Annotated in this window: 20 protein-coding genes; 16 read left to right on the forward strand and 4 right to left on the reverse strand. The window is 73.4% G+C overall.

Annotated elements, in window-relative coordinates; all coding sequences use genetic code 11:
• The first annotated feature begins 243 nt into the window (after positions 1-243).
• Positions 244-990 carry a tetratricopeptide repeat protein gene (locus tag BZY54_RS27765; protein ID WP_086728074.1) on the forward strand — a complete coding sequence of 249 codons (747 nt, stop codon included), beginning with the start codon at positions 244-246 and terminating at the stop codon, positions 988-990.
• Between the two features lie 99 nt (positions 991-1,089).
• On the opposite strand, the gene BZY54_RS27770 is transcribed toward BZY54_RS27765, so the two are convergent.
• Positions 1,090-2,382, reverse strand: a complete 1,293-nt coding sequence (locus tag BZY54_RS27770) for a DUF1015 domain-containing protein (protein WP_086728075.1) — start codon at positions 2,380-2,382, stop codon at positions 1,090-1,092.
• A 73-nt stretch (positions 2,383-2,455) separates the two neighbouring features.
• On the opposite strand from BZY54_RS27770, the gene BZY54_RS27775 reads away from it, so the two are divergent.
• The 4 genes from BZY54_RS27775 (at position 2,456) to BZY54_RS27790 (ending at position 6,567) form a co-directional block, all read left to right on the forward strand.
• A complete protein-coding gene (locus BZY54_RS27775) occupies positions 2,456-3,484 on the forward strand; it encodes an HAD-IIA family hydrolase (protein WP_086728076.1) in 1,029 nt (342 codons plus the stop codon).
• A 49-nt stretch (positions 3,485-3,533) separates the two neighbouring features.
• A complete protein-coding gene (locus BZY54_RS27780; RefSeq protein ID WP_086728077.1) occupies positions 3,534-4,577 on the forward strand; it encodes a FecCD family ABC transporter permease in 1,044 nt (347 codons plus the stop codon).
• A gap of 113 nt (positions 4,578-4,690) precedes the next feature.
• Positions 4,691-5,692, forward strand: a complete 1,002-nt coding sequence (locus BZY54_RS27785; RefSeq protein ID WP_244217366.1) for a FecCD family ABC transporter permease — start codon at positions 4,691-4,693, stop codon at positions 5,690-5,692.
• Positions 5,689-6,567, forward strand: coding sequence for an ABC transporter ATP-binding protein (locus BZY54_RS27790; RefSeq protein ID WP_086728079.1), 879 nt, complete (start codon positions 5,689-5,691; stop codon positions 6,565-6,567). The genes BZY54_RS27785 and BZY54_RS27790 overlap by 4 nt, the downstream gene beginning before the upstream one ends.
• Here BZY54_RS27790 and BZY54_RS27795 read toward each other — a convergent pair.
• Positions 6,551-6,898: an SCP2 sterol-binding domain-containing protein gene (locus tag BZY54_RS27795; RefSeq protein ID WP_086728080.1), complete on the reverse strand. Its 348-nt coding sequence runs from the start codon at positions 6,896-6,898 to the stop codon at positions 6,551-6,553. The genes BZY54_RS27790 and BZY54_RS27795 overlap by 17 nt on opposite strands.
• Before the next feature lie 42 nt (positions 6,899-6,940).
• Here BZY54_RS27795 and BZY54_RS27800 point away from each other — a divergent pair, with 42 nt between their 5' ends.
• From BZY54_RS27800 to BZY54_RS27825, 6 genes are all read left to right on the forward strand, one after another.
• Positions 6,941-7,285: a hypothetical protein gene (locus tag BZY54_RS27800; RefSeq protein WP_086728081.1), complete on the forward strand. Its 345-nt coding sequence runs from the start codon at positions 6,941-6,943 to the stop codon at positions 7,283-7,285.
• A gap of 7 nt (positions 7,286-7,292) precedes the next feature.
• Complete coding sequence (locus tag BZY54_RS27805; protein WP_086728082.1) at positions 7,293-8,108, forward strand: TlyA family RNA methyltransferase; 816 nt, start codon at positions 7,293-7,295, stop codon at positions 8,106-8,108.
• Positions 8,105-9,028 (forward strand): NAD kinase, encoded by a 924-nt coding sequence (locus BZY54_RS27810; RefSeq protein ID WP_086728083.1) that lies wholly within the window; start codon positions 8,105-8,107, stop codon positions 9,026-9,028. Before BZY54_RS27805 ends, BZY54_RS27810 begins: the two co-directional genes overlap by 4 nt.
• A 223-nt stretch (positions 9,029-9,251) precedes the next feature.
• On the forward strand, positions 9,252-10,994 hold the full coding sequence (recN, locus tag BZY54_RS27815) for a DNA repair protein RecN (protein WP_208640787.1): 1,743 nt from the start codon (positions 9,252-9,254) through the stop codon (positions 10,992-10,994).
• 19 nt (positions 10,995-11,013) lie between these two features.
• A complete protein-coding gene (locus BZY54_RS27820; protein WP_086728084.1) occupies positions 11,014-11,766 on the forward strand; it encodes a hypothetical protein in 753 nt (250 codons plus the stop codon).
• Positions 11,767-12,127: 361 nt separating this feature from the next.
• Complete coding sequence (locus BZY54_RS27825) at positions 12,128-13,264, forward strand: glycosyltransferase family 4 protein (RefSeq protein ID WP_086728085.1); 1,137 nt, start codon at positions 12,128-12,130, stop codon at positions 13,262-13,264.
• Positions 13,265-13,358: 94 nt separating this feature from the next.
• Here BZY54_RS27825 and BZY54_RS27830 read toward each other — a convergent pair whose 3' ends face one another.
• Entirely contained in the window at positions 13,359-14,990 is a 1,632-nt protein-coding gene (locus BZY54_RS27830; RefSeq protein WP_086728086.1) for a PucR family transcriptional regulator, read from the reverse strand.
• 142 nt (positions 14,991-15,132) lie between these two features.
• Positions 15,133-16,935: a glycoside hydrolase family 15 protein gene (locus BZY54_RS27835; RefSeq protein WP_086728087.1), complete on the reverse strand. Its 1,803-nt coding sequence runs from the start codon at positions 16,933-16,935 to the stop codon at positions 15,133-15,135.
• Between the two features lie 516 nt (positions 16,936-17,451).
• Here BZY54_RS27835 and BZY54_RS27840 point away from each other — a divergent pair.
• The 5 genes from BZY54_RS27840 (at position 17,452) to ald (ending at position 23,858) form a co-directional block, all read left to right on the forward strand.
• Positions 17,452-19,101, forward strand: coding sequence for a CTP synthase (locus BZY54_RS27840; RefSeq protein ID WP_086728088.1), 1,650 nt, complete (start codon positions 17,452-17,454; stop codon positions 19,099-19,101).
• Positions 19,102-19,183: 82 nt separating this feature from the next.
• Complete coding sequence (locus tag BZY54_RS27845; RefSeq protein WP_086728089.1) at positions 19,184-19,810, forward strand: NUDIX domain-containing protein; 627 nt, start codon at positions 19,184-19,186, stop codon at positions 19,808-19,810.
• Positions 19,811-19,905: 95 nt separating this feature from the next.
• A complete protein-coding gene (locus BZY54_RS27850) occupies positions 19,906-20,088 on the forward strand; it encodes a hypothetical protein (protein WP_086728090.1) in 183 nt (60 codons plus the stop codon).
• 402 nt (positions 20,089-20,490) lie between these two features.
• Entirely contained in the window at positions 20,491-22,599 is a 2,109-nt protein-coding gene (locus tag BZY54_RS27855; protein WP_167414076.1) for a tetratricopeptide repeat protein, read from the forward strand.
• Positions 22,600-22,733: 134 nt separating this feature from the next.
• A complete protein-coding gene (gene ald, locus BZY54_RS27860; protein WP_086728091.1) occupies positions 22,734-23,858 on the forward strand; it encodes an alanine dehydrogenase in 1,125 nt (374 codons plus the stop codon).
• Positions 23,859-23,945 lie beyond the last annotated feature (87 nt).

The raw sequence follows: 23,945 nt of genomic DNA on the forward strand, positions 1-23,945 counted from the left end.
GACGACCGCCCCTCCTACCGTCGCGACGACCGCCGTGATGACCGCCGGGACGGAGACCGCGCTGAGCGCGGCGAGCGCGGTGGCTTCCGTGGCCGTGACGACCGTCGTGGCGGCGGTCCCCGCCGTGACGACCGCGGCGGGCGCCCCGGTGGCTTCCGAGGCCGTGACGACCGCCGCGGCGGCGGCCGTTTCCGTGACGAGCGGGACCGTGACCGCGACCGGGACCGGGAGCCGATCAAGCGGCTGCCGATCCCGCCGGAGGTCACGGGCGAGGAGATCGACAAGGACGTACGGCAGGAGCTGCAGAGCCTGCCCAAGACGCTCGCCGAGGACGTCGCCAGGAACCTGGTGATGGTCGCGCGGCTCATCGACGAGGACCCCGAGGCCGCCTACGGCTACTCCAGGGTCGCCCTGCGGCTGGCGTCCCGTGTCGCCGCGGTACGGGAGGCGGCCGGCTTCGCCGCGTACGCGAGCCAGAAGTACAGCGAGGCGCTCGCCGAGTTCCGGGCGGCCCGGCGGATGACCGGCAACGTGGACCTGTGGCCGGTCATGGCCGACTGCGAGCGTGGGCTCGGCCGGCCGGAGAAGGCGCTGGACATGGCCGGGGCGCCGGAGGTGCACAAGCTCGACAAGGCCGGACAGGTCGAGATGCGGCTCGTCGCGGCCGGCGCCCGGCGGGACATGGGGCAGCTCGACGCGGCCATCGTGACGCTGCAGAGCCCCGAGCTGGCCTCCAACTCCGTGCAGCCGTGGACCGCTCGGCTGCGGTACGCCTACGCCGACGCGCTGCTCTCCGCCGGCCGGGAGGCCGAGGCACGGGAGTGGTTCGCCAAGGCCGTCGAGGCCGACCGGGACGGCAGCACCGACGCCTCGGACCGGCTGGCCGAGCTGGACGGCGTGGAGTTCACCGACGCGCTCGACGAGGGCGGCGAGGACACCTCCGAAGGTGCCGGCCCCAGCGACGGCGAGAAGGACGGCGCCGAGGACTGACATCCGGCTGTGAGCAAGGGCGGGCCCCGATCGGCATTCCGATCGGGGCCCGCCCTTCTTCGTCCGCGGGCGCCGTCACCGCCCGTCCGGGAGGTCCCGTCACACGTCCAGTGCCCGCAGCACCAGTCCCGACGCCGGCTTCGGGCCGAACGAGGTCGACTTGCGGGGCATCGTGACGCCCTGGCGGGCCAGGTCGCGGACGACCTCCTCGCGGACCGGGTGCATCAGGACGGCCGTGCCGCCGTCGTGTTCGGCCTTCGCCACGGTGGCGGCGGTGTCGTGGATGTAGGCGATGTGGGCCGGGGAGTCCTCGGGGATGCGCCACACGTGCTCGAGAAGCGTGGCGTGCAGGACCGTCGCATCCAGGGTCCGCCAGGCGGCCGGGCGATCAGCCGGTACCGTGCGGGCCAGGAGGCCGGGGTCAGGGCGGTCCACGAGATGGAAGGAGCCGTCGCCCGCGAGCAGGAAGGCGTTGCCCGCGCAGGCCGCGTCCGCGAGGGTCGCCAGTGCTTCGGCCAGCGGCACCTCCAGCCGCCGTACGCGGAACAGGCCGTCCAGCGCGGACACCGCGTCGGTGACCGGCAGGCCGTGCAGCAGGCGGTGGATGGCGCGGACCCGAAGGGGGTAGCGGGCGGTGTCGACGAGGAGGACCAGGCCGTAGTCCCAGGCGCTGGGCGAGGGGTGTTCGGCGCGCAGCCGCCGGTAGGTGGCCCAGCGGTGGTGGCCGTCGGCGATCAGGGCCTGGTGCTGGGCCAGGTCGTCGCCGATGGCGGCCAGGTCGGCTGGGTCGGTGACGGCCCACAGGCGGTGGCTGAAGCCGTCCTCGGTGGTCGTCGACAGCAGCGGAGGCTGTTCGGCGGTGCGTTCGACGACCACGGCGGTGGCCGCGGTGGACCCGTTGCCGCGGTAGGTGAGCAGCAGTGGTTCGAGGTTGGCGCAGGTGGCCCTCATCAGGGCGGCGCGGTCCGCGACGACGTGCGGCATCACGTCCTCGTGCGGCAGCACCACGCCCTCCGCCGGGTCCGACACGCGCAGTGCCCCGATCAGACCGCGTTGCAGCATCCCGTCGCCGTCGCGCTGCTCGTAGACGTACAGGCCCGGCTCGGGGTCCGCGGTCAGTATGCCCTCGGCCAGCCAGCGGCGCAGGGTGTCGGCCGCCTGCTCGTTCCGGGCGGTGGGCGTGCCGGCCTGGGGCAGGATCAGGCGGACGATGTTGTACGGGTCGGCGGACTGGAGGTGGTGCAGGCCGTCGGGGCGCACGACGACGTCGTACGGCGGGGACGTCACGGCGGCGAGGCTGCCGACCCGTTCGGGGTCGTAGCGAAGGCCTCGGAACGGGGTGAGTTCGAGGCCCCGGCGTGTTGTTGCCGGTGAGTGACCTGCTGTGTCCATCCCGGCATCGTACGTGTGTCGTCGGCATGGGGGATGATCGGGGGAAAGCCGGTACCACGAGGAGCGATGCGGAATGAGCCAGGGCGTCAGGACGAGGCCCGAGGGCAGTGACCAGGCCCTGAGCGAGGCGTACGACACGGCCCTGCTCGATCTGGACGGGGTGGTGTACGCGGGGGGCGACGCCATCGCGTACGCGGTCGACTCGCTCGACACCGCCCGCGCGGGCGGCATGCACTTGGCGTACGTGACCAACAACGCCCTGCGGCCTCCGGACGCGGTGGCCGCGCACCTCACCGAGCTGGGCATACGGGCGGAGGCGTCCGATGTCGTCACCTCGGCGCAGGCGGTGGCCCGGCTGATCGCCGACCAGGTGCCGCAGGGCGCGCGAGTGCTGGTGATCGGTGGTGAGGGGCTTCGGGTGGCGCTGCGCGAGCGCGGGCTGGAGCCGGTGGAGTCGGCCGACGACGACCCGGCGGCCGTGGTGCAGGGGTACGGCGGGCCGGAGCTGCCGTGGGGGCGCTTCGCGGAGGCCTGCTACGCCATCGCGCGCGGTGTGCCGTGGTTCGCCTCCAACACCGACCTGACGATCCCGAGCGCGCGGGGAATCGCACCCGGCAACGGCGCGGCGGTGGAGGTCGTCCGGATCGCGACGGGCGCCGAGCCGCAGGTGGCGGGCAAGCCGCTGCCGCCGATGCACCGCGAGACGATCCTGCGCACGGGCGCGAAGAGGCCCCTGGTGGTCGGGGATCGGCTGGACACGGACATCGAGGGCGCGTTCAACGGCGGGGTCGACTCTCTGCTCGTGCTGACGGGGGTGACCGACGGGGCGCGGTTGCTCGCCGCTCCGCCGCAGCACCGGCCGACGTACGTCGACGCGGATCTGCGGGGGCTCCTCACGGGGCAGCCGAAGATCACCCAAGAGGGTGACGGTTTCCGGTGCGGCGGGTGGACGGCGACGGCCGGGGCGAAGCGGTTGGAGCTGACCGGCGAAGGGGAGCCCCTGGACGGGCTGCGGGCGTTGTGCGCGGTGGCGTGGACGGCGGGCGGCGAGAGCGCGTGCGAGCTGGACGGGGGAAAGGCGCTGGCGCGGCTGGGACTGTGAACGCTGACGCGCCGTCGAGACCAAAGCGAGGGTAGGCTAACCTAACCTCGTGTTGGTCGACAGTCCTCCGGAAGAGCGCGCGGCGGTGGCCGCCGCACCCCCAACCCGTCGCGGGCCACGAGCCCTTGGGCTCCTGCTCTCCGCCGCGATGCTGGTGCTCGTCGCCCTGGCGAGCATCAGCGTCGGAGCGAAGGATCTCTCCCTGGGCCAGGTCTGGCACGGCCTGTTCCAGGACTCGGGGACCTACGGCGACGTCGTGGTCGGCGAGCGGCTGTCCCGGACCCTCCTCGGACTGCTCGCCGGGGCCGCGCTGGGGCTGTCCGGGGCCGTGCTGCAGGCGCTGACCCGCAATCCGCTGGCCGACCCGGGAGTTCTCGGCATCAACGCGGGTGCGTCGGCCGCCGTCGTCACCGCGATCACCTTCTTCGGCGTGACCAGCCTCCGCGGCTATGTCTGGTTCGCCTTCCTCGGGGCGGCCGCCGTGGGCGCGCTGGTGTGGTTCCTGGGCGGCAGCCGGGGTGCAACGCCCGTGCGGCTCGCGCTCGCCGGCACCGCGATCGGTGCAGCGCTCTACGGCTATCTCCAGGCCGTGATGATCATGGACGACGCGGCGCTGGGGAAGATGCGCTTCTGGACCGTGGGTTCCTTGGCCTCCGCGACGAACGCGACCATCACCCAGGTGCTGCCGTTCTGCCTGGCCGGCACGGTCCTCGCGCTGCTGCTCGCGCGGCCGCTCAACGCCGTCGCGATGGGCGACGACACCGCCCGCGCCCTCGGCGCCGACCTGAACCGCACCCGGGCGCTCGCCATGCTCGCCGCGACCGTGCTGTGCGGGTCCGCGACCGCCGCCTGCGGGCCGATCGTCTTCGTGGGGCTGATGGTCCCGCACGTCGTCCGCTCCTTCACCGGGCCCGACCTGCGCTGGATCCTGCCCTACGCCACGGTGCTGTCGCCCGTGCTGCTGCTCGGGGCCGACGTCGTCGGGCGGGTCGTCGCCCGGCCCGCCGAGGTGCAGGTCGGGGTCGTCACCGCGATCATCGGCGGCCCGGTGTTCATCCTGCTCGTACGGCGGCGCAGGACGGCCCAGTTGTGAAGACCACCCGCACTCAGCGGGGCCTCGGCGAGACCCAGGCGCCTCATGTCGCCCGCACGTCCCGCACCGCCCCGCCCGCGCGTACCGCACGGGCCGTCCGCACCCCGGGCGGGCTGTCCCTCCGCCTCGACGTCCGGCTGCTGACCGTCGTCGTCCTGCTGGTGCTGGCCGCGCTCGCCGCGAGCGTCGTGCTGATCGGCACCGGCGACTTCCCGATCCCGGCCTCCGACGTGCTCAAGACGCTCGTCGGTCAGGGCGACCGGGGTCAGGAGTTCATCGTCCGTGAACTGCGGCTGCCGCGCGTCCTCGTCGGGCTGCTGGTCGGCGCCTGCCTCGGACTGGGCGGGGCGCTGTTCCAGTCCGTCTCGCGCAATCCGCTCGGCAGCCCGGACGTGCTCGGCCTCTCGCAGGGCGCGACGGCCGGCGCGCTCGTGGTGATCGTCCTGATCTCCGGCGGAGCCACCGCGGTCACCCTCGGCGCGCTCGTCGGCGGCCTGGTGACCGGGCTCGCGATCTACCTCCTCGCCTGGAAGCAGGGCGTGCACGGATACCGGCTGGTCCTGGTCGGCATCGGCGTCAACGCGGTCGTCACCGCGGTCAACGGCTACCTCATCACCAAGGCCGACTTCGTCGACGCGGCCCGCGCGGTCGTCTGGATGACCGGTTCGCTCAACGGCCGCGACTGGAGCCAGGTGTGGCCGTTGCTCGCCCTGTGCGCCGTGCTCCTCCCGCTCGTCCTCGGCAACGCGCGCGGGCTGCGCATGTTGGAGATGGGCGACGACACGGCGTACGCCCTCGGGGTGCGCGTCGAGCGCGTACGGCTGCTGATGATGGCCTCGGGCGTCCTGCTCACCGCGGCCGCCACCGCCGCTGCCGGTCCGGTCGCCTTCGTGGCCCTGACCTCGCCGCAGCTCGCCCGGCGCCTGACCGGCTCGCCCGGCCCGAACCTGGTGCCCTCCCTGTGCATGGGCGCCGCCCTGCTGGTCACCGCCGACTGGGCCTCGCAGCGCGCCTTCGGCGCCGACCAGCTGCCCGTCGGCGTGGTCACCGGCGTACTCGGCGGCGGGTACCTGCTCTGGCTGCTGGTCACCGAGCGCAGGAAGGGACGGATATGAGCACCCGCCACGATCCCGGCGGCCAGAACCCCCGGAGGAGCACCGTGAACCGCCTGTCCGCCGACGACGTCACCCTCGCCTACGATCAGCGGGTCATCGCCGAGCAGCTCTCGGTGGAGATACCCGACAACTCCTTCACGGTGATCGTCGGCCCGAACGCGTGCGGCAAGTCCACGCTGCTGCGGGCGCTGTCCCGGATGCTCAAGCCCGCCCGGGGCCGGGTACTGCTCGACGGGCAGGTCATCCAGTCGATGCCGGCCAAGAAGGTCGCCCGGACGCTCGGCCTGCTGCCGCAGTCGTCGATCGCACCCGAGGGGATCACGGTCGGCGACCTGGTGGGCCGTGGCCGCTATCCGCACCAGGGCGTCCTGCGGCAGTGGTCGGCCGAGGACGAGCGGGTCGTACAGGAGGCCATGGCGCAGACCGGGGTCGCAGAGCTCGCCGAACGCCACGTCGACGAGCTGTCGGGCGGTCAGCGCCAGCGTGTGTGGATCGCCATGGCCCTCGCCCAGCAGACGCCGCTGCTGCTGCTCGACGAGCCGACGACGTATCTGGACATCCAGCACCAGATCGACGTGCTCGACCTGTGCGCCGAGCTGCACGAGGAGCAGGGGCGCACCCTCGTCGCCGTGCTGCACGACCTCAACCACGCCGCCCGCTACGCCACCCACCTCATCGCCCTGCGCGGCGGGAGGGTCGTCGCCCAGGGCGCGCCGGACGACATCGTCACGGCCGAGCTGGTGCAGGAGGTGTTCGGCCTGCGCTGCCAGGTCATCGAGGACCCCGAGACGGGGACACCGCTGGTGGTGCCGGCGGCGCGCGCGGCACGGGCGCGCGCGGCGCACCCACGGGTGGGCGCTACAGAAGCTTCCTGAGCCGGAACAGGTCCAGCAGGCTCGCCTCCAGCTTCACCCGGCCCGAACCCCAGGCCGTGGCGAAGTTCAGCTCCCCGCCGACCAGCGCGATCAGGTCCTCCCCCGTCATCGCGAGCCGGATCTGGGCCTTTTCGGGCGGCGGTCCCTGGACGGTGTCGCGCACCTCGATCCGGCCGCCCGTCAGACGGCCCACGAAGCTGACGTCGAGGTCCCTGATGTGGCAGCTCACCGAGCGGTCCAGGGCCGCCGCATCACGGGCGTCCCCCTCCGCGTTCGTCATGTTGTCCGAGAGCTTCTCGAGTGCGGTACGGCACTCCTCGATCGTGGCCATCGCGACCGACGGTACCCCAGGCCGTCGCGGTAGCGTCTGGGCATGAACGACTCTGTGCCCGAGACGGAGGTCCCGGCGGACGCGCCGGCTGCGGAGGAGGACGCCGCGGAACCCGCGTACGACCTCGCCGATCCCGCCCCCCTGGACGTCCCCCGCACCCCCACGGGGGACGCCGACGTGGACGCGGCCCTGGAGCGGCTCGGTGACGTCGACCACCTCGCCACGGACGGACACGTGGAGGTGTACGAGGATGTACACGGAGGGCTGCGCGACGCGCTCACCGCGCTCGACACCCGCCCGGGACCTCCGGCGCCCCCGGTGCCTTCGCCGGCGCACCGGCAGCCGCCCCCGAAGCCGTACCCACAGTCGTACCGACACAGGAGCTGAACCGAACGTGGCAGGAGTCGCACGCCGCCGTCTGGACGCGGAGCTGGTCCGCCGGAAGCTCGCGCGTTCGCGTGAGCACGCCAGCCAGCTGATCGCCGCCGGGCGGGTCACCGTCGGCAAGACCGTCGCGACCAAGCCCGCCACGCAGGTGGAGACCGCCGCCGCCATCGTGGTCGCCGCCGACGACGGCGACCCCGACTACGTCTCCCGGGGCGGCCACAAGCTCGCCGGCGCGCTCCAGGCGTTCGTTCCCCAGGGCCTTGCCGTCGAGGGGCGGCGCGCGCTGGACGCCGGCGCCTCCACCGGAGGCTTCACCGACGTCCTGCTGCGGGCGGGCGCCGCGCACGTCGTCGCCGTCGACGTCGGCTACGGGCAACTCGCCTGGTCGCTGCAGAGTGATGAACGCGTCACCGTCAAGGACCGTACGAACGTACGTGAGTTGACGCTCGAGGCGATCGATGGGAAACCGGTGGATCTTGTCGTGGGGGATCTGTCCTTCATCCCGCTCGGCCTGGTGCTGCCCGCCCTGGCGCGGTGCGTGACGCCGGACGCCGACCTGGTGATGATGGTCAAGCCGCAGTTCGAGGTGGGGAAGGAGCGGCTGGGCAGCGGGGGTGTCGTGCGGAGTCCGCAGCTGCGGGCGGAGGCCGTGCGGGGCGTGGCGGACAGGGCGTGGGAACTGGGGCTCGGGGTGAAGGGTGTCACCGCCAGCCCGCTGCCGGGGCCGTCCGGGAACGTCGAGTACTTTCTCTGGCTGCGTGCCGGGGCGCCCGCCCTGGACCCGGCCGACGTTGACCGTGCAGTGGCGGAGGGGCCGCGTTGACACAGACCCAAGCTCGGACACAGACCCAGGCTCGAACCGTATTCCTGCTGGCCCACACCGGGCGGCCGGCAGCCGTCCGCAGTGCCGAGCTCGTGGTCAAGGGACTGCTGCGCTCCGGGATCGGCGTGCGCGTGCTTCAGGCCGAGGCGGTCGACCTGCCGCTGCCGGACGAGGTGGAGCTGGTCAAGGAGGCCACCCCGCAGTGCCTCGACGGGTGCGAGCTGCTCATAGTGCTCGGCGGTGACGGCACGCTGCTGCGCGGCGCGGAGTTCGCCCGGGCCTCCGGGGTGCCGATGCTCGGCGTGAACCTCGGCCGGGTCGGTTTCCTCGCCGAGGCCGAGCGGGACGACCTGGACAAGGTCGTCGACCGGGTGGTGAGCCGGGCCTACGAGGTCGAGGAGCGGATGACCGTCGACGTGGTCGTGCACCGCAACGGCGACATCGTGCACACCGACTGGGCGCTGAACGAGGCGGCCGTGCAGAAGGTGTCCGCAGAGCGGATGCTCGAGGTCGTGCTGGAGATCGACGGGCGGCCGGTGACCGGGTTCGGCTGCGACGGGATCGTGTGCGCCACGCCCACCGGCTCGACCGCCTACGCCTTCTCCGCCGGAGGGCCCGTGGTGTGGCCGGAGGTGGAGGCGCTGCTGATGGTGCCGATCAGCGCGCACGCGCTGTTCGCCAAGCCGCTCGTGACCTCGCCGGACTCCGTGCTGGCGGTCGAGGTGCTGCCGCATGTTCCACCGGGGGTGCTGTGGTGCGACGGACGGCGCACGATCGAGCTGCCGCCGGGCGCGCGGGTGGAGGTGCGGCGGGGGGCGGTGCCGGTGCGGCTGGCCCGGCTGCACCACGCCTCCTTCACGGATCGGCTCGTGGCGAAGTTCGCGCTTCCGGTTTCCGGCTGGCGGGGGGCGCCTCACTAGGGCCTGTCGGGCGGATCATGGCACAGACGCGGGGCCTGGCACGCCCCGCTCCCCTTGGTCGATCGGTGTCGTTGCTCATCTGCGGCTCGATCCGCCGGACAGGCCCCGGCCGACCGCGGGGGCGGCGGGCCGTCGGCGGGTGCCGGAGACCTCCGCGGGTGCCGGAGACCACTCGCGTGGGTGACAAGGGCGGTGCGGTCGCACTCGCCGCCCCGGACCTCGTATGGTCTTGTCCGTGCTGGAAGAGATGCGGATACGGTCGCTCGGAGTGATCGACGACGCGGTCGTCGAGCTGTCACCCGGCTTCACCGCCGTCACGGGTGAGACGGGCGCGGGCAAGACCATGGTGGTCACCAGCCTGGGGCTGCTGCTGGGCGGGCGCGCGGACCCGGCCCTCGTGCGGATCGGGGCCGGCAAGGCGGTCGTGGAGGGACGGGTCGCCGTGCCCTCGGGCACCGCCGCGGTCGTACGGGCCGAGGAGGCGGGCGCCGAGCTCGACGACGGGGCGCTGCTGATCAGCCGTACCGTTTCCGCCGAAGGACGCTCGCGGGCGCACCTGGGCGGCCGCAGCGTGCCCGTGGGGCTGCTCGCCGAGCTCGCCGACGACCTGGTGGCCGTGCACGGGCAGACCGACCAGCAGGGCCTGCTGAAGCTGTCCCGGCAGCGGCAGGCGCTGGACCGGTACGCGGGCGACGCCGTCGCCGTGCCGCTCACCAAGTACACCGAGGCCTACCGGCGGCTGCGGGCTGTCTCCGCCGAACTGGAGGAGATCACCACACGCGCGCGGGAGCGGGCCCAGGAGGCCGACATGCTCCGCTACGGCCTGGACGAGATCGCCGCCGTCGAACCTCGCGCCGGGGAGGACGTGGAGCTGGCCGAGGAGGCCGAGCGGCTCGGCCACGCCGAGGCACTGTCGTCCGCCGCGACGGCCGCGCACGCCGCTCTCGCGGGCAACCCGGAGGACCCCGAGGGCATCGACGCGGCCACCCTCGTCGCGGGCGCCCAGCGGGCCCTGGAGGCCGTGCGGTCGCACGACCCGGCGCTGGCCGCGCTCGCCGACCGGATCGGCGAGATCGGCATCCTGCTGGGAGACGTGGCCGGGGAGCTGGCCGGGTACGCCGACGACCTGGACGCGGACCCGCTGCGGCTGGCGGCGGTCGAGGAGCGGCGGGCCGCGCTGACCGGCCTGACCCGGAAGTACGGCGAGGACGTGGCCGCCGTGCTCGCCTGGGCCGAGCGGAGCGCCGCCCGGCTGACCGAGCTGGACTCCGACGACGAGCGGATCGGCGAACTGACCGCCGAGCGGGACGCGCTGCGCGCCGAACTGGGCGGCCTCGCCCAGGCGCTGACGGACGCCCGGACGGATGCCGCCGAGCGGTTCGCCGCCGCCGTGACCGCCGAGCTGGCCTCGCTCGCCATGCCGCACGCGCGCGTGTCGTTCGAGATCCGGCAGACCGAGGACCCGGACGGCGTGGAGGTGGGCGGCCGCACGGTCGCCTACGGGCCGTCCGGAGTCGACGAGGTGGAGCTGCTGCTCGCCCCGCACCCGGGGGCGCCGCCACGGCCGATCGCCAAGGGCGCCTCGGGCGGTGAGCTCTCCCGCGTGATGCTGGCGGTCGAGGTCGTGTTCGCCGGGACGGATCCGGTGCCGACCTACCTCTTCGACGAGGTCGACGCGGGTGTGGGCGGCAAGGCGGCCGTGGAGATCGGGCGGCGGCTGGCGAAACTGGCCAAGACGGCACAGGTCGTCGTGGTCACCCACCTGCCGCAGGTGGCCGCGTTCGCCGACCGGCAGCTGCTGGTGGAGAAGACCGACGACGGCTCGGTGACCCGGTCGGGCGTGAAGGTCCTGGAGGGCGAGGACCGGATCCGGGAGCTGTCCCGGATGCTGGCCGGCCAGGAGGACTCCGAGACGGCCCGCGCCCACGCCGAGGAACTGCTCGCCACGGCCCGTGCGGATCAGTAGCAGTGCGTAGGGTGGCGGGATGATCTCCCGTCTCGCCACCTCCTTCGCCCTGGCCGCCGGTCTCAGCCGCGCCACGACCGCCGCCCTCCGCGCCACCGCGCCCGGCGGTGGCCGGCGCTGGGAGCGGACGAACCACGCGGGCCGGCCCGTCGAGCTGTACGCCGGGCCCGCCACGGCGCTGGCGGCCGGGGTCGCCGCCGGGCGGGTGCGGCCGGCCGCAGGGTTCGCGGTGCTGGCCGCCGGGGCCTGTGGCGCCTACGACGACATCGCCGGGGCCGGTGATCCACGGCGCGGTTTCCGGGCCCACCTGTCGGCCCTGCGGGACGGAGAGGTCACCAGCGGGGCGGTCAAGCTGTTCGGGATCGGTGCCGCCGGGCTGATCGCCGGGGCGCTGCTCAAGGAACGGCCGGTCGACAAGGTGCTCGCGGGCGTGGTGATCGCCGGGGCCGCGCACGCGGTCAACCTCGTGGACGTGCGGCCCGGCCGCGCCGCCGGTGCGGTGCTCGCGCTCGCGGCTCCCGGACTGCTGCGCGGCGGGCCGGGCGCCGAACTGGCAGCCGCCGTGACGGGGACCGCCGCAGCCGTGCTGCCCGACGACCTCGGGGAGCGGGCGATGATCGGTGACACGGGGGCTCACGCCCTGGGCGCGATGCTCGGCGCCGCCGCCGTCGTGTGCAACGGTCGTGCCGGGCTGGCCGCGCACGCCGCCGCGGTCGTGGCCGCGGCCGTCTGCGGCGACCGGGTGAGCCGGTGGGCGGCCCACTCCTTCTGAGACCGACCGGCGACGATCCGAGGCCGGCCGGGAAGCATCCGCTGGGACCGGCCGAGCGTCCGCGGTGGGTCGGCCGGCCGGGAGGCATCTGCGGCGGGCCGAGGCCCCGAGGCGGGCCGGGCCATCGGCATGGGCCTGTCAGATTCACTCGTGTGAGTGACACGGGTTCGTCGGGTCGGCCCGTGCCCGCGCTCTCGCCGCACCCCCGGCGTGCCCGGAACACCCGTACGTACTGGCATCCTTGAGCCGGGGGCGGCACGCGGAGCAGGCGCGCGCGGTTCGGTCCCCGGCTCGATACCTTCTGTACGTTCTCCCGTGATTCCCCGTGTCCGCCCGACGCCGAACCAGGAGCCCTGGCCGCGTGAGCCCCGTGAACAGCCACGTACCGCACGGTCAGTCGACGCTGCGCACCGTGCAGGTGCTGGGCGGCGGCAACGCCGGCAGCAGCGCGCACGTGCGGTCGCTGGCCGCGGGGCTGGTCGCGCGGGGCGTACGGGTCACGGTGTGCGCCCCCGCCGAGGCGGACTTCGCCTACGGCTTCACCGTGGTCGGCGCCGACCACGTCCATGTGCCGCGCAGCAGCGACCCGGTGTCCGTGGCCGCCCTGCGCACGGCCTGCGCGGGCGCCGACCTGGTGCACGCGCACGGGCTGCACGCCTCGTTCCGGGCGGCGCTCGCGCTCAGCGGCCGCCGCACCCCGCTCGTGGTCACCTGGCACAACCACGCCCACGCCGAGGGCCCGCGCGCGCATCTGCTGCGCGTGCTGGAGCGGCGGGCGGTCAAGTCGGCCACCGTGGTGCTGGGCACCACATCCGAGCTGGTGGACCGGGCCCGTCACCGGGGCGCGCGGGACGCCCGGCTCGCCGCGGTCGCCCTGCCCCGGCCGCGCGCCGCCTACGAGCACCCCGATCGCCCCCGCTCCAAGGTACGGGCCGAACTCGGCGCCACGGGAAGGCCGTTGCTTCTCGCCGTGGGCTCGCTGGACCCGCACCGGGGTCACGAGCTGCTGCTGGACGCCGCCCGCGCCTGGCGCCTGGCGAACCCCGTGCCGCTGGTCGTGATCGCGGGGGAGGGGCCGCTGCGCCCGCTGCTGCAACGGCGGATCGAGGGCGAGGAGCTGCCGGTGCGGCTCGTCGGCCGGCGCGACGACGTCGGCGAACTGCTCGCCGCCGCCGACCTCGCCCTGCTGCCCGGCAGCCGGGAGGCCCGTTCCGTGCTCGCGCAGGAGGCCCTGCACGCGCGCGTGCCGCTCGTCGCCGCGCGGACCGGCGGCATCAGCGAACTCGTGGGCGAGGCGGCCGAACTCGTCCCCCACCGGGACGCGGAGGCGTTCGCCGCCGCCGTGCTGCGCCTGCTCGGCGACCCCGAACGCCGTCAGGCGCTGCAGGACCTGGGCGTCCGTCAGGCGGCCACCTGGCCCACCGAGGACGAGACCGTCGCCCAAGTGCTGAGCGTCTACGACGAGTTGACCAGGTCCATGCCCCTCGGCCGGCGCTAGGCCCTGTCGCCGAACTCCCGTCGTCCGCCCGGAGCGTGGGGCAGACGGGAGTTCGCCGACAGGACCTGGGGAACGAGGGGGGCGTCGGAGGCGGTCAGGGAACGTGCCGGCGGGCGCGCAGGGCGAGGCTCAACGCCAGGACCGTCTGCGGGTCGTCCAGATCGGTGCCCAGCAACTCCCCGATACGGGCGAGGCGGTTGTAGAGGGTCTGCCGGTTCAGGTGCAGCTCGCGGGCCGTCTCCGCCTTGCGGCCCGCGTGGGCCAGATACGTCTGCAGAGTGGGCAGCAGCGGCGGCTTCGAACGCCGGTCGTGGTCCCGCAGCGGGCCGATCGCGCGGTCCACGAAGGCAGCCAGGTCCGGGTGGTCGCGCAGCCGCCACAGCAGCAGGTCGATGTCGAGGCGGCGGGCGTCGTACCAGGCCCTCTCCGGCAGCCCCAGCGCCGCCGTCGCCGTCTCGGCCGCGTGCCTCAGGCCCGCCGAGGCCGCCGCCCAGCCCCCTGCCACCCCGACGACCACCACTGGCGGCTGCGCACCCGGCCGGCGCATCCCGGCCCGCTCCACACCGGCTCGCAGCGCCCCGGCGACCCGGTCGGCGACCGCCGCCCGCTCCGCCTCCGAACGCAGCCCGACCAGCAGCAGGACCCGGCCCTCCACCGGCCGTACGCCCAGCAGCACCGGCACGCCCACCGCCGCCAGCTCCTCGGCGACCGCACGCGCCAGCACCGCCCAGCCGCCGCCCGGAGCGAGGGCGTCGCCCAGCCGCATGACCAGGGGCAGCAGCGGGCTGCTGCCCGGCTTGAAGCCGAGGACGCGGGCCTGGGCGGGGGCGTCCTCGGCGGTGATACGGCCCTCGGCGAGATCGGTGAGGAAGTCGCCGCGTCCGCGGGCCGCCAGCTCCTCCTCCTGGCGGGCCTGCATCAGGACGACCGCCAGGATGCCCGCCGCCCGCTCGGCGGCCATGCGGTGGACCGGCGCGAGCGGCGAGCGGACCGGGAGCAGCACGAGCCGCGCGCGGACCGATCCCGAGCCGGGGCCGCCACCCGGCACGTCCACCAGGACCGAGCCGGCCGGGGGCGGGGCGTCCTTGTGCTGGCCGCGCAGACCCTCCCAGACCTGGAGCGGATCGGCGCCCTCGGGTCCGGAGCCGGCCGCGTACAGCAGCCGGCCGTCAGGGGTCTCCAGGAAGACCGGGTTGCCACCGAAGTCGGCCAGGATGCCGAGCACCTGCGGCACCCCGCCGCCGCCGAGCAACGCCTCGGTGCAGCGGCGGTGCACCTCCTCGGCGCGCTGGAGCAGCGCGTAGTGCCCGTTGACGATCTCCGTGTGGATCTCCTCGGTGACCGTCACGAACGGCACCTCGCGGTGCAGCTGGACGAGCGGGAGACCGGCGGTGCGCGCCGTCTCGACGAGGGCGGCGGGCAGCCGCGCGAACCGCGGGCCCAGCTCCACGACGAGCGCGGCGATACCGCGTTCGGCGAGGGTGCGGACGAACGCGCGCTGGTCGGCGGGGCGGGTGCCCAGGCCGTAACCGGTGGTCAGCAGGAGCTCGCCGCCCTTGAGCAGGGAGGCGATGTTGGGGACCTCGCCGGCGTGCACCCAGCGCACGGTGCGGGTGAGACGGTCGGCGCCGGCGAGAACCTCCGGGAGGCCGCTGCGGAGGCCGGGGAGGTCGAGGGCGCGCTGGACGGTGATCCCGGCGCCCTCGGTGTCGAAACTGCGGTCCATGAAAGCGGACGCTACCTGCAACTTTGCGGGGTGGGCAGCCTTGGGGGCGGTTGCCTTTCAGGCGCCCGGACTCGTGGGGTCGCGGTGAGGCGAAACAGCGCGGCTCGGCGTTAGGGCCGCCGAGCCGCCTCCATGGCGCGGTTCAGCCTCCGTACGCGCCGCTCGCCGTCAGCCTCAGGGCCGTGTCGATCAGGGGGACGTGGCTGAAGGCCTGGGGGAAGTTGCCCACCTGGCGTTGCAGGCGCGGGTCCCATTCCTCCGCCAGGAGCCCCAGGTCGTTGCGCAGCGACAGGAGCTTTTCGAAGAGCCTCCTCGCCTCGTCCACGCGGCCGATCATCGCCAGGTCGTCGGCCATCCAGAAGGAACAGGCCAGGAAGGCGCCCTCGTCGCCGGGGAGGCCGTCGACGCCCTTGTGCTCGCCGTCGGTGGGGTAGCGCAGGATGAACCCGTCCGGCGTGGACAGCTCGCGCTGGATCGCCTCGATGGTGCCGATCACCCGCTTGTCGTCCGGCGGCAGGAAGCCCATCTGCGGGATGAGCAGCAGGGAGGCGTCCAGCTCGCGCGAGCCGTAGGACTGGGTGAAGGTGTTGCGCTCCTTGTCGTAGCCCTTCTCGCACACGTCCCGGTGGATCTCCTCGCGCAGCTCCTTCCACCGCTCCAGCGGGCCGTCGACGTCGCCGGACTCCATCAGCTTGATCGTGCGGTCCACGGCGACCCACGCCATGACCTTGGAGTGCACGAAGTGGCGGCGGGGCCCGCGCACCTCCCAGATGCCCTCGTCCGGCTCCTGCCAGTGCTTCTCCAGGTAGCGGATCAGCTTGAGCTGGAGCAGGGAGGCGTAGTCGTTGCGGGCGAGGCCCGTCATGTGGCCCAGGTGCAGTGCCTCGGTGACCTCGCCGTAGACGTCCAGCTGGAGCTGGTGCGCGGCGCCGTTGCCCACGCGGACCGGCGCGGAGTTCTCGTAGCCGGGCAGCCAGTCCAGCTCCGCCTCGCCGAGTTCTCGCTCACCGGCGATGCCGTACATGATCTGCAGGTTGTCGGGGTCGCCGGCGACCGCCCGCAGCAGCCACTCGCGCCAGGCGCGCGCCTCCTCGCGGTAGCCGGTGCGCAGCAGGGAGGACAGGGTGATCGCCGCGTCCCGCAGCCAGGTGTAGCGGTAGTCCCAGTTGCGGACGCCGCCGATGTCCTCCGGGAGGGACGTGGTGGGCGCGGCGACGATGCCGCCCGTCGGGGCGTACGTCAGAGCCTTCAGCGTGATCAGGGAGCGGATGACGGCCTCGCGGTAGGGGCCGTGGTACGTGCAGTGCGCGACCCACTCGCGCCAGAAGTCCTCCGTCGCCTCGAGCGACTGCTCCGGCTCCGGCAGCGGCGGCGGCTCCTTGTGCGAGGGCTGCCAGGAGATGGTGAACGCGATCCGGTCACCGGGGGCGACGGTGAAGTCCGCGTACGTGGTCAACGACTCGCCGTAGGTCTCCGCCTCTGTGTCGAACCACACGGAGTCCGGGCCGGCGACCGCCACCGTGCGCGACTCGTGCCGGTGCACCCACGGCACGACCCGGCCGTAGGAGAAGCGCATGCGCAGCGCCGAGCGCATCGGGACCCGGCCCGTGACGCCCTCCACGATGCGGATCAGCTGCGGGGCGCCGTCACGCGGGGGCATGAAATCGGTCACGCGGACCGTGCCGCGCGGGGTGTCCCACTCCGACTCCAGGACCAGCGAGTCGCCGCGGTAGCTCCGCCGGGCCGCCGCCGGCGCCGCCGCGTCGGCCGGGTGGGCGGGGCCGAGCCGCCAGAAGCCGTGCTCCTCGGTACCCAGCAGACCGGCGAAGATGGCATGCGAGTCGAAGCGGGGCAGGCACAGCCAGTCGACCGTCCCGTCCCGGCAGACAAGGGCAGCGGTCTGCATGTCTCCGATGAGTGCGTAGTCTTCGATGCGCCCGGCCACGTGCAACTCCAGTCGAACGGCCACGTCACACCCCACGAAAGGGGCTGTCGCTAGTGCGGTCAAGGGGTGGTTGTAATGCGTCGTCGAGCGGTGAAACGACCGTCGGTCGGCCCTGGGGCAGAACGACAACCTCTGCTCAACGAACTGACGAGCTCTTGTTGTTCCGGTCTATACGGGCTGGGGTGGTGCCGTGTTGCCGGCCGGGCTCGGCAGCGAGTGTCCGAGCAGGATACGACGCACGTACATGATCCGCGTGCCGCTCCCGGCAACCCGCATGCGCCGAACGAGTGAGCCACGGGTGAGGAAACTGTAAGCGGTGCGCACCCGTGTCGGGGTGTGTGCGGAGCGTGGCCGGAAGCCATCGCCCTCAGGCGCTGATACCCTGGTAGCCCGTGGACCGGTGGGCTCGAAACCCCCGAACCGCAGCGACGGCGCCCCAGCCGGACAACCCGGGTTCCCCGGGCCGGACAGCCGTACCGCACGACAGACCGCGACCACGGGAGCCCCCTCTTGGCCATGCCGCCCAAATCCACGACGACCAAGCACATCTTCGTCACCGGGGGTGTCGCCTCCTCGCTCGGCAAGGGCCTCACCGCCTCCAGCCTCGGCATGCTGCTCAAGGCGCGGGGCCTGCGGGTCGTGATGCAGAAGCTCGACCCGTACCTGAACGTCGACCCGGGCACGATGAACCCCTTCCAGCACGGTGAGGTGTTCGTCACCAACGACGGCGCCGAGACCGACCTGGACATCGGACACTACGAGCGCTTCCTCGACCGGGACCTGGACGGCACCGCCAACGTCACTACAGGCCAGGTGTACTCCACCGTGATCGCCAAGGAGCGGCGCGGCGAGTACCTGGGCGACACCGTGCAGGTCATCCCGCACATCACCAACGAGATCAAGCACCGTATCCGCCGCATGGCCACCGATGAGGTGGACGTCGTCATCACCGAGGTCGGCGGCACCGTGGGCGACATCGAGTCGCTGCCGTTCCTGGAGACCGTCCGCCAGGTCCGCCACGAGGTCGGCCGGGACAACGTCTTCGTGGTCCACATCTCGCTGCTGCCCTACATCGGCCCCTCCGGCGAGCTGAAGACCAAGCCGACCCAGCACTCGGTCGCCGCGCTGCGCAACATCGGTATCCAGCCGGACGCCATCGTGCTGCGCTGCGACCGCGAGGTGCCGACCGCCATCAAGCGCAAGATCTCGCTGATGTGCGACGTCGACGAGGCCGCCGTCGTGGCCTGCCCCGACGCCCGGTCGATCTACGACATCCCGAAGGTCGTGCACTCCGAGGGCCTGGACGCCTACGTGGTGCGCAAGCTGGACCTGCCCTTCCGTGACGTGGACTGGACGACCTGGGACGACCTGCTCGACCGCGTCCACAACCCCGACCACGAGATCACCCTCGCCCTGGTCGGCAAGTACATCGACCTGCCCGACGCCTACCTGTCGGTGACCGAGGCGCTGCGCGCGGGCGGCTTCGCCAACAAGGCCCGGGTGAAGATCAAGTGGGTCACCTCCGACGACTGCAAGACCCCGGCCGGTGCCAAGGCGCAGCTCGGCGACGTCGACGGCATCTGCATCCCGGGCGGCTTCGGCGACCGCGGTGTGCTCGGCAAGGTCGGAGCCATCCGCTACGCCCGCGAGAACAAGATCCCGCTGCTCGGCCTGTGCCTGGGCCTTCAGTGCATCGTGATCGAGGCCGCGCGCAGCCTCGCCGACATCTCCGACGCCAACTCCACCGAGTTCGACCCGGCCACCGCCCACCCGGTCATCTCCACCATGGCCGAGCAGCTCGACATCGTCGCCGGTGAGGGCGACATGGGCGGCACCATGCGGCTCGGCATGTACCCGGCCAAGCTGGCCGAGGGTTCCATCGTGCGGGAGGTCCACGGCGGCAAGGAGTACGTCGAGGAGCGGCACCGCCACCGCTACGAGGTGAACAACGCCTACCGCGCCGAGCTGGAGAAGAAGGCGGGCATCGTCTTCTCCGGCACGTCCCCGGACGGCAAGCTCGTCGAGTACGTCGAGTACCCGCGCGACGTCCACCCGTACCTGGTCGCCACCCAGGCGCACCCGGAGCTGCGTTCGCGCCCGACCCGCCCGCACCCGCTGTTCGCGGGCCTGGTGAAGGCCTCGGTCGAGCGGAAGAACTCGAAGTAACACACCCGGTTGTACGGTTGCCGGGGTGCAGGCCTTCAAAGGCGGGCACCCCGGCTTTCGTACGTGTGGGGAAGGACAGGGCATGACGATCAAGGACGCCCCGGAGGAGTGGGAGATCCGGGGGACTTCGACCCCGTTCACCGGGGCCAAGACCTCGGTCAGGACCGACGAGGTGGTCATGCCCGACGGGTCGGTGGCCACGCGCGACTACCAGGTCCACCCGGGCTCGGTGGCCGTGCTCGCCGTGGACGCCGAGGACCGGGTGCTGGTGATCCGCCAGTACCGCCACCCCGTGCGGCAGAAGCTGTGGGAGATCCCGGCCGGCCTGCTCGACGTGCCCGGTGAGAACCCGCTGCACGCCGCCCGCCGCGAGCTGTACGAGGAGGCGCACGTCAAGGCCGAGGACTGGCGGGTGCTGACCGACCTATACACCACCCCCGGCGGCTGCGACGAGGCCGTACGGATCTTCCTCGCCCGCGACCTGTCCGAGGCGGAGGGCGAGCGCTTCGCGGCGGAGCACGAGGAGACCGACCTGGAGCTGGCCCGGGTGCCGGTGGCGGAGCTGGTGCGCGGCGTGCTCGCGGGCGAGCTGCACAACAACTGCCTGGTGGTGGGTGTCCTGGCGCTGCTCGCGGCGCGGCAGGGCGACGGGCTGGACGCGCTGCGCCCGGCGGAGGCGCCCTGGCCGGCGCGTCCCTTCGAGTCCTGACGGCGACACGCCGAAGCATCGCGCCGGGCGTCCTGGCCGTCGCGGCGACGGCGGCGGCCGTCACCCGGGCGGGTCGGCGCCGTGAGGGCCGGCAGGTGCACCTGGCGACGGCCCCGTCCCGCTCGGCGGTCGTCGGCGCCTGGGACACGGTGGACGGGCGTGGCCGGATCCGGCCCGACGCGGACGGACGTTTCCGGGCCGCGGCGCTGCCCGCCGAGGTGTTCGCCCTCGGCCGGCGGGTCGACGGGACGACGAGTACCACCGCACCTGGTTCCTGAGCGGCAACGGCGGCTGGGTGGCCCTGGAACCGGCCACCGCCTCCGGTGCGGGGGCGGACGACCTCGGTCCGGCGCCGTCGAGACCGGGGGCGCCACCCAGCTGTGCGTGGGCTCGGACGACCCGGGGGTGCCGTGCGACTCGCTGCTGCGGCGGGCTCCCGGATGAGCCGGACGGGCCCGGCGCGCGGCGTCCGGTGTGACCATCGCCTGATCCGATCGGGCGACGTGCCTGCGGTGCTCGTCATGCTGCTCCCGGAACGTCGCAGAGCGTGAACTAGGCTCTTCGCGAGTGAGCCGAAGGTGCTGCAGCGCCCCCGAGGCGAGCGAGCCGAGGAGCAGGCGCAGCGCCCGCACGGGAGCCACGGCGGGCCTGCGCGTTGCGGTGGGACGGGAGTGTGGCCCGTGACGGATCAGGCGGTGGACGCAGGCGGCATGAACCTGTCGGGAGACGACCGGACGCCGGCGGCCACGACGCGCCTCTTCCTGGGTCGCACAAGGGAGTTGAAGGAGCTGCGCGCCGACATCGAGCGCGCCGGCCTCGACACCATCTCCGGCCGCAAGGCCCCCCGCGCGCGGGTGCTCCTCATCGCGGGGCGGCCCGGCTCCGGCCGTACGGCGCTCGCCGAGAAACTGGTCCGGCAGGTCGCCCACCGTTACCCCGACGGCGTGCTGCGCGCCCGGCTCACCGAACCCGACGGCACTGCCGTGCCGGTCGAGCGCGCCGCCCGCGACCTGCTCGCCGCGCTCGACCTGCCCGGCCCGCCCGGTGCCGGCGAGGACGACCTGGCGAAGGCCCTGCGGGACGCCCTCGCCGAGCGCCGAGTACTGCTCCTGCTCGACGACGCGGCCGGCGCCGGGCAGGTCGACGCGCTGCTGCCCGACAACGCCGACTGCCTGCTCGTCGCGGTCTCCCGGGGCCCGCTCACCGGCATCGCCGACGTCCGCCCCTGCACCCTGGGCGGACTGGACACCAAGTCCGGGGTGGAACTGCTCACCCACCACATCGACCCCGTACGCATCACCGTCGACCCGCGTGCCGCCGAGACCCTCGTCGAGGTCTGCCAGGGCCAGCCGGCCGCCCTCGCCCTGGCCGGCGGGTGGCTCGCCGCCCGCCCCAAGGCGGCCGTGTCCGACCTCGCCAAGCAGCTGCACGCCGACCCCTACGAGGGCGACGCCCTCGGCCGCGTCCTCGGGGTCGTGCACGCGGCCCTGCCCGGCTCCGTCGCCCGGATGCTGCGCCTGCTCGCCCTCGCCCCGGCCGGTGACATCGACCCGCACACCGCCTCCGCGCTCGCCGGCTGCTCGCTCGACGCCGCCCAGGAGCTGCTCGACGACTTCGCCGCCCTCGGCCTGCTGCGGGCCGTTCCCGGACCGCTGCCGCGCTACGAGGTGCCCGGCTGTCTCCACCCCCTGCTGAAGTCCCTCGCCGACCGCCACGACCGCCCCGCCGAGCTGCAGCTGGCCCGGGCCCGGATGCTGGAGCGGACCGTACGGCTGCTCCAGTCCTGCCGTGCGATCACCGAGACCGACAGCCCCGAGACCCGCGAGCGGCTGAAAGGCCTGCCGCCCGCGCTGCGCTTCGCCACCCCGAGGGCCGCCGAGGACTGGCTGCTGGCCCGCAGGCCGGCCCTGCTCGCCGCTGCCCGCCTCGCGGTCGCCGACGGTGAGCTCGACACCCTGGCCCGCCGCCTGATGTCCCAGCTGGTGCGGGCGATGGTCGCCCACCTCGGCACCCAGGCCGCCGCCGCGGACCTGTACGGCATCCACAGCCTTGTCCTCGACGTGGCCGAACGGCAGCAGCTGCCCCGGGAGCAGGCCGCCGCCCTGCTGAACCTGGCCGACCTGGACGCCCGCACCGGCCGCACGGCGCAGGCGCTGGCCCGCTACCGGGCCGCACTGGACGCCGGACGCGCGGCGAACGACCCGTACGCGACCGGCCGCGCGATGGAATCCGTAGGCAGCGCCCACCAGGAGCTGGGGGACCACGACCGCGCCGCCGACTGGTACGGGCGGGCCCTCGCCCAGCGGCTGGCGCGCGGTGAACACGAGGACGCCGCCCGGCTGTACGGCCGGATCGCCACCGCGCACACCTACGCGGGCCGCTACGGCGAGGCGCTGCGCAACTGGCGGGCCGCCGTCGCCGCGCACCGCAGGACGGGCGACGTCGCCGCCCACGCCCGCGCGTTGAGCGAGCTGGCCCGCGTCCAGGAGTACGCGGGCCGCCCCGAGGAGTGCCTGCGCACCTGCCAGGAGGCCGGGGAGTGGGCCCGTCGCGCCGGGGACGTGCGGCTGCAGGCCGCGCTCCAACTGCGGCTCGCCGACACCCTGGAGCGGCTCGGCGACCCGGCGGCCGCGGGCCTGCACCGCGGCGCGGCCGAGCGCCTGCTCTCGGGCGAGATCCGGCCGGTCGGCGACGCCCCGGCGGAGGACGAGCCGGGCCCAAGGGACGACACACCAGGGGAACGCGGTGCTGACGCCTGCGAAATCCGCAGCACATCCGGTGAAGATTGATGCAATGAAAGGCTAGACAGCGAGAACACCTTCATTAAACTGGCTCTGCCGCTCGTTCTCCTGCGGTGTCTCCTGGTATGCCCCCGCATGCCGGGGTACGTCTTTATTGCCCCACATTCCCTGAGTCAAGGACCGTGATCGACGTGAAGGTCGGCATCCCCCGCGAGGTCAAGAACAACGAGTTCCGGGTGGCCATCACCCCCGCCGGCGTGCACGAGCTGGTGCGCAACGGTCACCAGGTCGTCGTCGAGCGGAACGCCGGCGTCGGCTCCTCGATCCCGAACGAGGAGTACGTCGCGGCCGGCGCCGAGATCCTGGACACCGCCGACGAGGTCTGGGCCACCGCCGACCTGCTGCTGAAGGTCAAGGAGCCCATCGCCGAGGAGTACCACCGCCTCCGCAAGGACCAGATCCTCTTCACCTACCTGCACCTGGCCGCCTCCAAGGAGTGCACGGACGCCCTGCTGGAGTCCGGCACCACGGCGATCGCCTACGAGACCGTCGAGCTCCCCAACCGCGCGCTGCCGCTGCTCGCCCCGATGTCCGAGGTCGCCGGCCGGCTGGCCCCGCAGGTCGGCGCCTACCAGCTGATGGCCGCGAACGGCGGCCGCGGCGTGCTGCCCGGCGGTGTCCCGGGCGTGCCGGCCGGCAAGGCCGTCATCATCGGCGGCGGTGTCTCCGGCTGGAACGCCGCGCAGATCGCCATCGGCCTGGGCTTCCACGTGACCCTGCTCGACAAGGACATCAACAAGCTCAAGGAGGCCGACAAGATCTTCGGTACGAAGATCCAGACCGTCGTCTCCAACGCCTTCGAGCTCGAGAAGGCCTGCCTCGACGCGGACCTCGTCGTCGGCGCCGTCCTCATCCCGGGCGCCAAGGCCCCGAAGCTGGTCACCAACGACCTGGTGTCCCGGATGAAGGCGGGAAGTGTCCTTGTCGACATCGCGATCGACCAGGGCGGCTGCTTCGAGGACTCCCACCCGACCACGCACGCCGAGCCGACCTTCCGGGTCCACAACTCGGTCTTCTACTGCGTGGCCAACATGCCCGGTGCGGTGCCCAACACCTCCACCTACGCGCTGACCAACGCCACGCTGCCGTACATCGTCTCGCTGGCCAACAACGGCTGGGTGGAGGCGCTGCGTCGCGACGCCGCGCTGGCCAAGGGCCTCAACACCCACGACGGCAAGGTGGTTTACAAGGAGGTCGCCGAGGCTCACGGCCTGGAGCACGTGGACCTCGAGACCCTGCTCGGCTGACCTCGCGGCCGAGTCGTCGTCAAGTCGTCTTTACGCACAAGGCGATACGTCAACACGAGTCGTCAACGCCAGGCAACCGGCCGGACC

Origin of the sequence: Streptomyces carpinensis, from assembly GCF_002154505.1 — a bacterium.
GTDB lineage: Bacteria > Actinomycetota > Actinomycetes > Streptomycetales > Streptomycetaceae > Streptomyces > Streptomyces carpinensis.

Excerpts from the sequence above, each read along its gene's own strand:
- BZY54_RS27795 (WP_086728080.1), bottom strand. The coding sequence starts at position 6,898 with ATGGCCACGATCGAGGAGTGCCGTACCGCACTCGAGAAGCTCTCGGAC.
- BZY54_RS27800 (WP_086728081.1), top strand. The coding sequence starts at position 6,941 with ATGAACGACTCTGTGCCCGAGACGGAGGTCCCGGCGGACGCGCCGGCT.
- BZY54_RS27840 (WP_086728088.1), top strand. The coding sequence starts at position 17,452 with ATGCCGCCCAAATCCACGACGACCAAGCACATCTTCGTCACCGGGGGT.
- recN (WP_208640787.1), top strand. The coding sequence starts at position 9,252 with ATGGTCTTGTCCGTGCTGGAAGAGATGCGGATACGGTCGCTCGGAGTG.
- BZY54_RS27770 (WP_086728075.1), bottom strand. The coding sequence starts at position 2,382 with ATGGACACAGCAGGTCACTCACCGGCAACAACACGCCGGGGCCTCGAA.
- BZY54_RS27790 (WP_086728079.1), top strand. The coding sequence starts at position 5,689 with ATGAGCACCCGCCACGATCCCGGCGGCCAGAACCCCCGGAGGAGCACC.
- BZY54_RS27845 (WP_086728089.1), top strand. The coding sequence starts at position 19,184 with ATGACGATCAAGGACGCCCCGGAGGAGTGGGAGATCCGGGGGACTTCG.
- BZY54_RS27775 (WP_086728076.1), top strand. The coding sequence starts at position 2,456 with ATGAGCCAGGGCGTCAGGACGAGGCCCGAGGGCAGTGACCAGGCCCTG.
- BZY54_RS27830 (WP_086728086.1), bottom strand. The coding sequence starts at position 14,990 with ATGGACCGCAGTTTCGACACCGAGGGCGCCGGGATCACCGTCCAGCGC.
- BZY54_RS27820 (WP_086728084.1), top strand. The coding sequence starts at position 11,014 with ATGATCTCCCGTCTCGCCACCTCCTTCGCCCTGGCCGCCGGTCTCAGC.